Source organism: Sulfolobus tengchongensis, assembly GCF_036967215.1.
GTDB lineage: Archaea > Thermoproteota > Thermoprotei_A > Sulfolobales > Sulfolobaceae > Saccharolobus > Saccharolobus tengchongensis_A.
The window spans coordinates 1,477,714-1,491,463 of the sequence record NZ_CP146016.1 but is presented as its reverse complement, the minus strand read 5'-3'; the positions used below and the strand labels follow the sequence as shown (position 1 = coordinate 1,491,463).

Here is a 13,750-nt window from a genome sequence, read left to right as displayed (position 1 = left end):
GGGTAAAGTCTTCCCTAAATTATTAGCGTGAGCGATAAGTTAACAAGCTTTCAGTTAAAGTTTTAATTGTTAGGGTAAGTTGTGTTATCTATGGAAACAAAGATATTAGGTTGGTCTAATGAAAAGATTTCTCCACTAATTTTAGGTTCATGGGAATACGGTACTCCTTCAATAATAGATGAGAACAATGCTGTAAGAATAATAGGGAAGGCAGTTGAATTAGGTGTAAACGCTATCGATACTGCGGAATCATATGGCAATGGTTTGTCAGAAACTGTGATAGGTAAAGCCATAAAACGTTTTAAGAGAGAGGATGTTTTCATAATAACAAAGGTTTCAATAGATCATCTTCGATACGATGATGTGTTAAGGGCTGCAGAAGGTAGCCTAAAGAGGCTCGACACGAACTATATTGACCTATATTTAGTTCACTGGCCTAATCATTACGTACCCATAAGAGAAACAGCCAAGGCAATGGAGAAGCTATTTAATGATGGGAAAATTAGATATATAGGCTTAAGTAACTTCTCTTTACCGCTACTGAGAGAATTTAGGGAACATCTATCTAAGACTGATGTAGTAGCTAACGAACTTCACTATAACGTTTTGTTCAGAGACGTCGAAAAGGAGGTATTGCCATACATGCTAAGGGAAAATATAGCGCTACTAGCCTACGATTCCTTAGGATTAGGTTATCTCATAGGGAGAAAGGAAATCAGAAATGAGTATAAGTGGTACGTTTTAGCTAGGGAAGCATATGTCAAAAACCTAGAACCATTAGTGGAAGAGATTAAATCAATAGCTAAAGAATTGGGTAAGACTCCTGCACAAGTAGTCCTAAATTGGCTTATTAGTAAAGAAAACGTATTTGCAATTTTCAATACAACAAATGAAGATCATCTGAAGGAGAATTTAGGAAGTTTAGGCTGGAAACTGAGAGAAAGTGACGTTAAAAGATTAGATGAGAGTGTAAGAAAAGTTATAATAGATTATTTCACAAGGTAAATAGCTCAGAATATTAGATATTTTATTTAAGTGTACATTTTTATAATTCCATTTAGATTATAATAAGGAATAAACATGGGTAGTTTATTAGATAAAGATCCTGAGCTAAAGGCATTGTATGAGAAGGGATTAGAAGTCAGGAAAAAAGTAATGGGTAAGGAATACGTTGAGAGGTCCTTACGCGAGGCTACAGATTTCAATAAGGAACTGCAAGAAATGGTTACAATTTTCGCTTGGGGATTAATATGGACGAGAGATGAGGTTATTCCTAGAAAAATAAGAAGTCTAATAAATATTGGGATACTTAGTGCGTTAAATAGGCAAAATGAGCTAAAATTGCACATAAAAGGGGCAATAAGAAATGGATGCACTGAAGAGGAAATAAAAGAAGTATTATTACAAGTTGGAGTATACTGTGGTTTACCAGCGGCTATGGAAGCTTTTAAGATAGCCCAAGAAGCCATAAAAGAAGTTAAAGAGGAAGAAGCAAAAGAAAAGAAATAATGAAATGAAAAAGGAAGGAAAGATTCAAAATGAAATGGATGAGCAAAACTACGTAATACTATCCAACTAGAATTATACAGCAATATTATTAAGTAATTTGTTTTTCCAAGATTAACAAAATGTAGCAGATGGGAGTACAATCTGATTGCTTTATGGGGGTATTTGTAGGCATTACATTCTTCGCCTCTAACAACTCAACTAATTTACACTATGAATTAGTAGGAAACTATCTGTTTGGCAACGTTCTTTTTTACGAGGAGAATATGGGGAAAAGTAGCGTAAGTTTTGAAAAACCCAACAAAGTACAGTGGGATATAAGTTAGTTATAGAAAGCATATCTTCTTATTAACTAGCTTTACTTAGTTCTCTTTATGCCATGCAGAGGATTACATGCAGTACCAGCTGGTCCTTACGAGTTTCCAGAACTCACTACTATTTACGTAGTATGTGGGGAAAAGCTCAACGTAATGATAGATGCGGGAGTAAGCAATTCAGTAATGGATTCATCATTTTTAGATAAACTTGATTTAGTAATTCTTACACACATCCATATAGATCATATTGGATTATTGCCAGAGATCTTAGAAACTTACAAAAATGTTAAGGTTATGGTAAAAAGTGGTTTCAAAAAGTACCTAACAAGCGATGATGGGGTAAAGAGATTAAATCGAAGTTCAGAGGAGGTACTGGGCGATTTATATTATATTTATGGAGAATTCAAGAAAATTGATCCGGATAGAGTAGTAGAGGTTAATGGTGGAGAAACTATTGACTTAGGAGATGGGAAAACTCTTAAGGTAATTTACACTCCAGGTCACGCTAAGCATCATCTTTCAGTAATGGTAGATGATATTCTGTTCACTGGAGATAGTGGTGGAGCATACTTTAATGGTGTGGTAATACCCACAACACCTCCACCATTAGATTACGAAAATTACATAAATAGTTTAAAACTGCAAATATCATTAAAACCAAAAGTAGTAGGATTAGGCCATGGTGGTTTAGTCACTCCTAACGTATTAGAACAACATTTGGAACAAATGATTGAGAGGAGAACAATTGATGTGAATGAATTGGATATAGGGGGAATAGGTGGGGAGATACTCAGAAAACAATTAGAGGTTAACCTAAAAGGGTTGATGGACGCTTTGAGTAAATAAAATGCATTATTTGGTTTATGAAATCTACTAGACTATAAAACTAAAGAGAAAAATATTATGTATCAGATTAATGATAGTTTTGGAATTTTCCTTTCATAAAATGCTTTGTAGGGTATTTGCAAACTATCTGGTCTAATACGTTTTTCTATGAAGAAAGTGCTAAAAATAACGTAAGTTAAGTTTTGAAAATCAACAAACTATCCATAAAAACGTCAGATTAGAATACATTTAAATGCCCCCACAGCGCTCAGTTATTTAAGTTAATTAGACAATGTATGTATAGTAGTACTAATATCTGTGTTAATCTATTTAACCAGTTTAGTATAAAATTTTTATTTGCAGATATTACATTTTATTAAGAATGAGGAATGAGAGAATGGATTTAACTATTAGAAAATGTGGATCTCAACCTTCTAATAAAGGCGACCCGAGATTCTTTGTCGGGAACGTCCGCATTGATCCGTTATATGAGGCAGATGAGCCAGCAAGAGTAGTTGCTGCAAGTGTTACTTTTGAACCTGGAGCTCGTACCAATTGGCATTTTCATCCATTAGGACAACTGTTAATCGTGACCTATGGCTGTGGTATTATTCAAACATGGGGTAATCCTCCAAGGAAAATTAAAGCTGGTGACGTTATATGGACTCCTCCTGGAGTGAAGCATTGGCACGGTGCCACAGCTACAACTGCAATGACACATATTGCTATCCAAGAAAAACTTAACGGCAAAACAGCTGAGTGGTTAGAGAGGGTTAGCGATAAGGAGTATGAGGAAGCTCAAAGTGCATCAGAATAAAATTTTAAAACTCTTTTTCTAATTACTACTCTTTAATGATAAAAATTGAATATTTCTTTCAATTGTCTTAGTTTCCATGATAATTGAAAATTAAATACAAATTGTATGAAATGTAATGAGACTCAAACCCAAAACATTTCTGCAGTGAAGCTACTCGTCATAAAAGATTTTTAATAAAAGAATATCTTTAAATGATTTTATTTATCATTACATAAAGAGTCGAATTCTATACAATTTATAAACTATCCCTTAATTATCTTAAAAAATCCCTTATAAAATAGTCATAATGCGTCGACTTTAAATTTACTTGACTAAGTAAATATTAACCATGGAACACGTTAAGATATTAGCCTTTGCAGGCAGTTTAAGGAAAGACTCGTATAATAAAAAACTATTGAAAGTAGCACAAGCGTTATTGCCTAGTAATGCTACTATGGAAATCTTCGACTTAGAGGGAATACCACCATTTAATCCAGATTTAGAACCACCAGAGATAGTGAAAACATTTAAGGCTAAGATAAAGTCTGCAGACGCTTTGCTAATAGCGACTCCAGAATATAATTATTCGATACCTGGAGTATTAAAGAACGCTATAGATTGGGCGTCGTTTCCTCCAAACGATAATGCCTTTGATGGTAAACCGGTTGCTGTAATCAGCGCTTCCATAGGTATGTTAGGTGGAGCTAGAGCACAATATCATCTGAGACAGATCTTTGTGTTCTTAAACATGATACCAGTCAATAGACCAGAAGTATTCGTAACTTTCGCTCATAAAAAGTTTGACGAAAATGGAAATCTAATGGATGAGGACGCTAAAAAATTCCTCAAGCAATTATTGGAAAACTTAGTTAACCTAGCAAAGCTAGTGAAGATAGGTAAGGAGATGAAGATACTAGCTAACTGATTTTTTATTTATTTTTATATATATATAGAACTTGCTTTAGCTTTTATAAGGCGCCAATTGGCTTAACTAAAACTTAAAAATACTAATTATTAGCTTTTATTTCTATAGCAAGTTAGCGAGTACAGAATTACGATTTTACTTAGAGTGAACCATTGACTTCATTTTAATATGCAAGCTATTCCAAAATTTCTTTCACCTTCTTAAATATTGATGGATTACCTAAAACTATTAATTCGTCACCCACTTCAAGTTCAGTATCTCTATGGAAATATGGATCTATTTTATTGTTTCTTATTATAGCTAGGGGTATTATATCATTTGGTAATTCACTGATTTTCCTCTTTTTCCTTACTTGAAATATTCCAATTATTAAATCGCTAACTCTATCTGGAAATATTAGACCAGCTATGTTACTGGAGACAGCTGCTGCAGCGGCTATTCTCCCTACTATATCTTCTCTAGGTATAACGAGATCTGCCCCAGCGGTTTTAAATAAGTCTGATAAAGAAGCATCTCTAATTGCCACAACGACTTGAAGAGGTGGATTAAGCTTTTGTATCTTAAGTGTTATCAACAACGCTTCCATATCGTCATTCATTACAATTATCGCATTTCTAGCTTCAGCTATCCCCGCTGTTAATAGGCTATTATCATTCTTTGGATCTGCCAGTATTACACTATCTCCTCTGATATTTGTTGCAATATCTTTAGAATTAGTTAACACTATATAATCTACGCCAAGTCTTTCTAACCTTCTTACTGCACTTAAAATCTCACTTCCATCTCCTATTATAACAGTGTGCTTTCTCATATGCTTTCCCTTCCATCTGGCCTTCGCATCGTTCCACGTTGTTCTGCTTATTAAAGTAGCTATTATAGATTGGACTATACTGGTATATAATCCTACTGCGAGAATAATAGTCAAAGTCAATATTATCTTCTCAATTGAAGGCATTTGAAATATATTAGGCGAATATAACCCAACTGTAGTTACAACGTTAACTCCTGCATAAATTGCCGAGATCCAATCTAAATGTTGATATGTAACGAATACTAAAGCATTAATAAGTACGGCAGTACTCATCAGGATCAATTGAATGTAAATCCTTCTGAGAACAGAATACGGGGCAATAAGGTTTTCCAAAATGGGTATGATTACTCTATTCCAAACCTTTTCCTTGTTCACAAAGCACGATTATCCTTTTATTTTAAAAAGTTTACCACAATAAAAAGTAATTTACTCTAACCTAGATCAGATACCCTTTCGCTATTCTTCACTAGCAATTATAAATACGCTGATGTTTTCGGAAAGTCCTTTTACGATATGGGTCTTTAATCATGGCACCTTTACATGATCATTTATGAAGAACAGTCCTGGAAATGAGTTATAAAGAAGAGCACAGCGAGATTATCTACGTACTAATAAATCTTAGTCATTTTAGTTACGAGAATATTTGATGAGAAAGCGTATCCATAGACAGAAGCTATAATCAAATAAATATCTTGAAATTCGAATGCGTTTATCATTTACGAGCAATTTTTAGTTCATTATAAGCGTTTAAAAATTAATTTCATATAATAGATTAGCTATTATTAATTCCTTATCATAATCCAATTGACCTTAAGTAAACTGTTATATTTGGTTGGAACTTTCATTTTCTCGTCATAGTGAAGTTCTGTTCCCGTAAAAAATAGTTTGAAGCAGTGGTAAACTGTTTCCACGAAATTCTGCGAATTAGTCTAGATGTGAACGTAAAAATCCAGAATAGCGGTGAGGTAAGATATACGAGAAACCCTACATCAAAGCAAATTATTATCTTTTTCTCAAGGAAAAAATTTACTAGTCGCCTATCGCTAAACCTCATTTATCACTTTTATGAAGAATTGAAAAGCTTGAGAAGATTGTGATTGTACGAATACCAAGTAATTATCTTTCATCCCTACAGTATAGTATACACCACCATATTGGCTAACAAAACTTAGATTAAAGTACTTTGCACCATTAATAGATGAGATTGTTACATTTTGACCCGCACTCATTAATAGATAGTTAAACAAATAAGTTATGTTAGACGATTTCGCTATATCTATTGTAGTATAATAATTATTATAAGATATAGTCTCAAAGTACAAGGTGTAGTTTTGCGTAGTTGCATTTCCGAACTCTAGAAGCGTAATGGTTTGATTAGCAGGTATTAGTAATGGATTAAGAGTTGGAGTTAAACCATTTCCATCCCTTAATGTTTCGACCTCGAGACTTTCTAACTTACTTAGATCAAATGGAGTGGAATTCCCAGTTATATTTGCAAGAATGAGATATTTACCAACTTTTATTCCCTTTAATGTAGTTGTTGTATTTAGCTGAAGAACATCAATCGTAACTGACTGATTTCCCTTTTGAATATATTCTTGATATAGGGAAGTAGCACCGGGATATTGCTGATAAACAGCATTGCTGTAATTTTCTTCATATAGCCCAGTTATGTTCCATCCTTTTCCCAAGGTAGAAGAGATTTGAGATTGGGTAGGAAATACTACCTTTGAGACGTTAACTTGTTGCGTGAAATTACTATTATGTAACAAAATTACTATACCGGCAATTATTAGGGCAACCGCGACTACTGCTATCACTATTTGATATAGTTTCATGCTATTTACTCATTTTAGACTATAATAAAGTCACTCCATTGGGACAACTTCTAGTTCTTTTTCAGTTAATCTCATTTCTCCGTAAACTTCATCTTCATGAAATCTCAACTTAAACCCTAATTTTCTACCAATTTTTATCATTGGGATGTTTTCTGGTAGTGTATAGAATTTTATTACACTCAATTTCATTTCCCTAGCCTCTTCAATAAGCTTTTTAACCAATAATGTGCCTACTCCTAGATTTCTATAGTTCCTATTTACCACCAAGGAGAATTCACCATCTTTATGTAGAGAGGCTTCTCCTATTACGTTTCCATCAATTTCCGCTAAATAGGTAACATGATCCTCATTTGATGCAATTCTTTTAGCGTCATCCTCTGTTATCCTATATAAGTGAAAGAACCTCAAATACAGATCTTCGTCGCTCAAGGAATTATATAGTTTGTATATCTTCTCCCAATCCTCTTTTGTAGCCTTCCTTATCTTTACTTGTTCACTCATCTTACTTATACTTATCAGTTGGGGTTTAAATAGATTACTGTAATATTTAAGCACACAATCTAAGTCATATAAATTTAAAATGATTTATTAACAAACCTAGTTTAAATGAATAGTTTTTATCACGCAAATTTGCAGGTCTTACAATAAGGAAAAAGAGAATTTAGCAACTTCACTAAACACTCCTCTTTATTCTCACTATTGCACTCAAATAACTTGTACCCAATTTTAATAGCTTGATCTACTTTATTTCCATTAATTTGTTTAACGATAAGTACGTCAATTGTACTTGCGTTTACACCTTTTCTTATTAATCCGTCATCACTTATTAGATAAGCTGAATTATCGTCTTCAAATCTTACCAATACTTCTCTTTTACTCATATTAAATATTAACACAATGAAACTTAAAAATGTATACAGTATGTTTAGAAGCTTACATGACTTCTTCTACGAGTTTATGGTGTGAATTAGTTGGTTTGTCAAAAACATTAGTAGCAATCGCCATTATCCTTTCTCACTTATAGTTTACCAAACTTTAGCGGAGAAAAAAGATAATATAGAAACTATTACTAAAAAATGTATTTAATACAATTATTATCCAAGTTCTAAATAATTTCTTCAAGGCTATCATCTTCGTGTTAAAAGAGTTTATGTTTCTCATCTCCGATTTAATCTTTTCTTAAGAGATTATAACTCCTCTATCAAAAGTTTAAATTATATAGCGATTCCAAGTGAATACAGTCTTTTAAGTTTTTATTAGATTTACATAACATAATATCTCTCCTTACCATTGTTTTTAAACATTAGGAAGTATGTTCATATTTTTAGTAGGGATACTCTTATTTACCATAATATCTATAATTATATACTGATACCTCATGCGAATAAGTTGGATGATAGGCGGTGCCCAAGGATCAGGCGTAGATACATCAGCAAACATCTTCGGCAACGCCGTAGCCGCAAACGGGTACTACATTTATGGAAATAGGGAGTATTACTCAAACATTAAAGGAAGACACTCATATTTTAACTTAACAATAAGTGATAAACCTCCTAGGAGTATAGCACAGCAAGTTGAAATACTGACTAGTTTTGATGCGGAGACCATATTCCAACACTTTAATGAGATAAAGGACGTTCTAATATATAACACAGAGGTGGAAAATACTAAAGTAGAGCAAGTTCAAAGTATGGAACCAGAAATTGCTGAAGAAATTATCCACTTCTTGAAGGAGAAAGGTTATGGTACTACAGTTAAGGATGTGATAAATTATCTAAAGAAGGATAAAGGAATAAAGGTAATACCAATAGATTACCAAGAAATATTAAAGAAGGTCGCTGATCAAGCAAAAGTGCAGTTAAGTGTAGCTGATAGAGCGAAGAACACCATAGCAATAGCAGCCTCATATAAACTTCTGGGATTAAAGGACCAACATTTGTTCAACTCTATATCTAGAACCTTTAAGCAGGAAATTTTCGCTAAAATAAATACCGTTGCAGCCCAATTAACAATGCAGAACATTCAGCCAATTTACAACTTACCAGAATTGCCAAACAACGAAGAGAAGATAAATCTAGATGGAAACACTGCAGTGGCAATAGGTAAGATTTATGGCGGATTAAGATTCCAATCTTATTACCCAATTACTCCGGCTAGCGATGAGAGTGTATATATAGAGGCACACCAGACAGTATTCACTATAGATCCTAAGACTGGGGAAAAGAGAAAATCTACAGTAGTAGTAGTACAGGCTGAAGACGAATTAGCTGCAATAAATATGGCATCTGGTGCAGCTTTAACTGGTGTCAGAGCAGCTACTGCTACTTCCGGCCCAGGATTTTCACTAATGGTAGAGGGAATAGGCTGGGCTGGGATGAACGAAGTACCAGTTGTAATAACTTATTACATTAGAGGAGGTCCGTCCACTGGCCAACCAACTAGAACATCACAAGCTGACTTAATGTTCGCACTAAATGCAGGACACGGTGAGTTTCCTAAAATAGTCATAGCCTCTGGTGATCATATGGAAGCTTTCCAGGACGCGACATGGGCTCTCAATTTAGCCCAAAAATATCAGACTCCCGTTATTCATCTAGTTGATAAAGCCTTAGCTAACTCATATTCAATCATTCCTAAAAAGTTCCTTGGAATGGAGAACGTGAAAATAGAGAGAGGCAAAATCATAATTAACGCAAATATTCCAGAATTAAAGAGGTTTGAAATAACTGATGATGGCATCTCTCCATTTGCTCCATTAGGTACAACTAGAATCCACTATACTGGAGACGAACATGAAGAATATGGCTTCATATCGGAAGCTTCAAAGAACAGAGAGAGAATGTATGAGAAAAGAATCAAGAAATTATTCACTGCCGATAAGGAAATTCCAGAAGAGGATAGAGTTAAGGTTTATGGTGATACTAACTCTAAAATAGCAATTATAACTTGGGGTTCTCCGAAAGGAGCCATATTAGATGCTATGGAAGAATTAGAGAATGAGGGAATTAAACCAATGCTGATTCAGATAAGGATGTTCAATCCATTCCCTAAGAACTTAATGAAGAAGTTGTTGAGCGGGAAAGAGTTTATAATCGATGTTGAGAGTAATTACTTTGGACAGGCTGGTGAAGTGTTGAAGTTAAATACTGGAATTGAACCTACACATTACATATTAAAGTGGAATGGTAGACCCATGATGAGGGATGAGGTAAAGGAAGGTATAAAACAAATTGTACAAAAAGGAGAAAAGAGGGTGGTGTTACATGGCGGGGCTTAAAGTAGAGTGGAATGATTGGTGCCCTGGATGTGGCAATTTCGGTATACTAAGTGCTGAACAGCAAGCAATTCAGGAACTGGGATTAGATCCTAAGAAAGTGATATTAGTTAGTGGTATAGGTTGCTCTGGAAAAATACCACATTTCATGAGATTACCAACCAGTGGTGTGCACACACTTCACGGTAGAGCATTAACATTTGCTTTAGGCATAAAATTAGCTAACCCATCATTAGAAGTTATAGTTAATGGAGGAGATGGAGACCAATTAGGTATTGGTGTTGGGCACTTTGTAAGTGCAGGTAGAAGAAACGTAGATATAACTGTAATAGTCCATGATAATGGAGTTTATGGATTAACTAAAGGGCAAGCGTCACCAACACTCAAACTGGGTGTTAAGACAAAGAGTTTGCCTAAACCCAACATTAATTCTGATGTTAATCCTATAGCACTTGCCATTAGCTCTGGCTACACTTTTGTTGCTAGAGGATACGCTTACGATGTAAAGCATTTGAAAGAATTAATAAAGAAGGCTATAAAGCATAAAGGCTTAGCAATGATTGACGTTTTACAGCCATGCCCAACATATAACGATATCCACACTAAGGAATATTATGATAAGAGAGTTTACAAACTTGATGACGATCCAACCTGGGATCCTGTAGTTAAAAAGCCTGAAGAAGCAGAAGAAAAAATGAGCAAAGCTATAATTAAGAGTATGGAATGGGGAGATAGAATACCCATTGGTGTGTTCTATCAAAATGAATTAGTGTCAACTTATGAACAAAGAATTGCTGAGAGGTCACCATCATATCTGGACAATCCTCCAGCCAATGATGTAATAGAGTTTGAAGGAAAGCCAACTACAGATATTGAAGATATATTAAAGGAAAGAAGAGTTACATAAGATTAAATAATCTATATTTTAACAATAATTTCTTTTTCTTTCTTTAATTTCTTTAGTAACTAAGGTCTCTTAGTAGTTAGTCTTTACTAACTCTATTTTTTGGTTATGAAGAAATTGAAGAGAGCTGACATTATATCAGCATGTAGATAAATTCTATAATTTCTCCATTTCTTAAATCTCAATGTGTATTTTTACATCATAGGCTATATAATATCAATAATTTATATATTAGTAGTTACATAACGAGCTTTGATATCTAATTAGTAAGTTATATGAAATCTTTTTATAAATAAGTAGTAAAATAACTGGAAATTACGCGTTAGATGAATACTTTGTGGGGTGTTTGTAAAGTATCTGGTTTTGAACGTTATTTTTACCATGAGGAGAATACAAAAAGTAACGTAAATTTTGAAAAATCCCACAAAGCATTAGATGAAAGTCTTTGTTCAAAATTGAAGATGAGGAATTGACATTTATTCTCAATAACTTTCACGTTATATTCTTAAGATTCCCTCACGTAAAATTACCCACAATTGACAATCTCAGTTGGTATAAGTTAGTCTAAATAATTTACAAAAAATAGTACTGAGATAAATTAAAGCGAAACCTTTATACTCTCCATAAGCGGTTTATACGAGTTTTTGGCTAGCATCATGTTGTAATATCTATTTATGAAATCTTAAAAACTATCAATAACATTCATATGTGAGATAGAGTTGCCGGAACTCAAAATTGTTGTCTCAATAAAGCAAGTTCCAGATGCTGACGACCTACGAATTGACCCTGTAACGAATAATTTAGTAAGGGAAGGAGTTCCCGCTGTTATTAATCCCCCCGATTTGCACGCTATAGAGGAGGCTGTTAGATTAAAGGAAAGATATGGGGCAAAGACTATAGTGTTAACAATGGGTCCTTCTCAAGCTGAAGCTGCATTAAGGGAAGCTCTTGCTATGGGAATCGATGAAGCTTACCTTATAAGCGATAGAGCTATGGCAGGAGCGGATACATGGGCAACTTCATATACAATATCTAAGGCAATTCAAAAATTAGGTGGGGCTGATCTCATAATTTTTGGAAGGAGGGCAGTAGATGGTGAAACTGAACAAGTTGGACCTCAGACTGGAAAGTGGCTTGGAATTCCAGTAATTGGATATGTTAGTGAAATAAAGAGTTTAGATAAACAGAAAATAGTAGTTACAAGAACTACTGAATTTGATGAAGAAGTTATAGAGGCTCCAATTCCTGCTGCAATAACTATCCTTGAAACCGCAAACAAACCTAGACAACCAGATATAATGAGCTTGATTAAAGCTAAAACTGCAAAAATTACTGTCTGGAATAAGGATGATATTAAGGCTGAACCGGACAAAATTGGTTTAGCCGGTTCTCCCACTAAGGTTATAAAGGTTCAACCACCACCTAAGACTAGAAAAGCTGAAGTAATAGATGGTAAAAAAGATGTAGAAAAAGCAGCAAAATGGTTTTTGGATAAGATTTTCGAAGCGTTAAAAGAGGAGGAGAGTACTTTAAAGGAGTATGTAAAGCCCAAGCCTAAAGTGAAAGTAAATGGAGAAATTTGGGTATATATAGATCACATTGGAGAAAAGCCGAATAGAGCATCATTTGAAATAATGGGAGAGGCTAGAAGGATAGCTGATTTAATGGATACTAGCTTATCAGCAGCTATAGTGGGTGGAGAGGCTACAAAGTCCTTAATAGATGAGGTTTTTGAATATGGTGCAGATAAGGTTTATTTCGCTGAGACTAAAGGGTTTGATAAATACGATAATGAAGTATATACGAGAGCACTATCTACCCTAATAAAGAAGTATAAGCCAGAAGCAGTATTCTTCCCAGGAACTAGAAACGCTAGAGAGCTAGCCTCAACTACTGCTATTGAAGTTAACACTGGTTTAATAGCTGACTGTACTAATTTCGATGTTGACGATAAAGGAGTTCTGCTATCAACTAGGCCAGATTTTGGAGGTAAGGAAATGTCCACAATAGTATGCCCAAGACACAGACCAGTAATGGTTACAGTAAGGGCTGGTGTGTTTATGCCATTACCGAAAGTTCCAGGAAGAAAAGGAGAACTAGTAAGGGAAGAGATAGATGATCTATTCACTAGATTGAAAGTATTAGATTATAGAATTATAGAAAAGAGGAACATTCTAGCTGAAGCTGATATAGTAATCGGAGTAGGCAGAGGTATAAGAAGTCCAGAAAACATAAAAATGGCTGAAGAGCTTGCCTCATTGTTAGGAGGCGTAGTTGGAGTGTCAAAACCATTAGCAGATATGGGCTGGTATCCTAAAGATAGACAAGTTGGTCAGACTGGAACTACGATAAGACCTAAAGTTTACATCGCATTAGGAATTTCCGGTGCTGTTCAACATTTAGTGGGTATATTGTCTTCTAGAAAAATAGGTGCAATAAACTTAGATCCGAGTGCGCCAATATTTGAGAATTGTGATTTCGGAGTAGTTGGAGATATATTTGAGATTGTGCCAAAAATGATCCAATTACTTAAAAATAAAGAGGTGAGCTAAGA

General features: G+C 34.5%; 12 protein-coding genes. 8 read left to right on the top strand and 4 right to left on the bottom strand.

Annotation, left to right across the window (positions count from 1 at the left end; translation table 11 throughout):
• Positions 1–90: 90 nt before the first annotated feature.
• The 5 genes from V6M85_RS07125 (at position 91) to V6M85_RS07105 (ending at position 4,369) form a co-directional block, all read left to right on the top strand.
• Positions 91–1,005 carry an aldo/keto reductase gene (locus V6M85_RS07125; protein WP_338598329.1) on the top strand — a complete coding sequence of 305 codons (915 nt, stop codon included), beginning with the start codon at positions 91–93 and terminating at the stop codon, positions 1,003–1,005.
• 75 nt (positions 1,006–1,080) lie between these two features.
• A complete protein-coding gene (locus tag V6M85_RS07120) occupies positions 1,081–1,509 on the top strand; it encodes a carboxymuconolactone decarboxylase family protein (protein WP_338598328.1) in 429 nt (142 codons plus the stop codon).
• 371 nt (positions 1,510–1,880) lie between these two features.
• On the top strand, positions 1,881–2,669 hold the full coding sequence (locus tag V6M85_RS07115; protein ID WP_338598327.1) for an MBL fold metallo-hydrolase: 789 nt from the start codon (positions 1,881–1,883) through the stop codon (positions 2,667–2,669).
• 361 nt (positions 2,670–3,030) lie between these two features.
• Positions 3,031–3,465, top strand: a complete 435-nt coding sequence (locus V6M85_RS07110; protein ID WP_338598325.1) for a (R)-mandelonitrile lyase — start codon at positions 3,031–3,033, stop codon at positions 3,463–3,465.
• 328 nt (positions 3,466–3,793) lie between these two features.
• Positions 3,794–4,369 carry an NAD(P)H-dependent oxidoreductase gene (locus V6M85_RS07105; protein WP_338598323.1) on the top strand — a complete coding sequence of 192 codons (576 nt, stop codon included), beginning with the start codon at positions 3,794–3,796 and terminating at the stop codon, positions 4,367–4,369.
• Positions 4,370–4,544: 175 nt separating this feature from the next.
• Here V6M85_RS07105 and V6M85_RS07100 read toward each other — a convergent pair whose 3' ends face one another.
• The 4 genes from V6M85_RS07100 to V6M85_RS07085 all read right to left on the bottom strand — a co-directional run bounded on the left by V6M85_RS07100 (position 4,545) and on the right by V6M85_RS07085 (position 7,899).
• Complete coding sequence (locus tag V6M85_RS07100; protein WP_338598321.1) at positions 4,545–5,555, bottom strand: NAD(P)-binding protein; 1,011 nt, start codon at positions 5,553–5,555, stop codon at positions 4,545–4,547.
• Between the two features lie 668 nt (positions 5,556–6,223).
• Positions 6,224–7,018 (bottom strand): hypothetical protein, encoded by a 795-nt coding sequence (locus tag V6M85_RS07095; RefSeq protein ID WP_338598319.1) that lies wholly within the window; start codon positions 7,016–7,018, stop codon positions 6,224–6,226.
• Between the two features lie 30 nt (positions 7,019–7,048).
• On the bottom strand, positions 7,049–7,519 hold the full coding sequence (locus tag V6M85_RS07090; protein WP_338598317.1) for a GNAT family N-acetyltransferase: 471 nt from the start codon (positions 7,517–7,519) through the stop codon (positions 7,049–7,051).
• Positions 7,520–7,638: 119 nt separating this feature from the next.
• On the bottom strand, positions 7,639–7,899 hold the full coding sequence (locus V6M85_RS07085) for a hypothetical protein (protein ID WP_338598315.1): 261 nt from the start codon (positions 7,897–7,899) through the stop codon (positions 7,639–7,641).
• 497 nt (positions 7,900–8,396) lie between these two features.
• Here V6M85_RS07085 and V6M85_RS07080 point away from each other — a divergent pair, with 497 nt between their 5' ends.
• The 3 genes from V6M85_RS07080 (at position 8,397) to V6M85_RS07070 (ending at position 13,748) form a co-directional block, all read left to right on the top strand.
• Positions 8,397–10,295 (top strand): 2-oxoacid:ferredoxin oxidoreductase subunit alpha, encoded by a 1,899-nt coding sequence (locus V6M85_RS07080; RefSeq protein WP_338598314.1) that lies wholly within the window; start codon positions 8,397–8,399, stop codon positions 10,293–10,295.
• Positions 10,282–11,199 carry a 2-oxoacid:ferredoxin oxidoreductase subunit beta gene (locus V6M85_RS07075; protein WP_338598312.1) on the top strand — a complete coding sequence of 306 codons (918 nt, stop codon included), beginning with the start codon at positions 10,282–10,284 and terminating at the stop codon, positions 11,197–11,199. The genes V6M85_RS07080 and V6M85_RS07075 overlap by 14 nt, the downstream gene beginning before the upstream one ends.
• 716 nt (positions 11,200–11,915) lie before the next feature.
• On the top strand, positions 11,916–13,748 hold the full coding sequence (locus tag V6M85_RS07070; protein ID WP_338598310.1) for an FAD-binding protein: 1,833 nt from the start codon (positions 11,916–11,918) through the stop codon (positions 13,746–13,748).
• Positions 13,749–13,750: the final 2 nt, after the last annotated feature.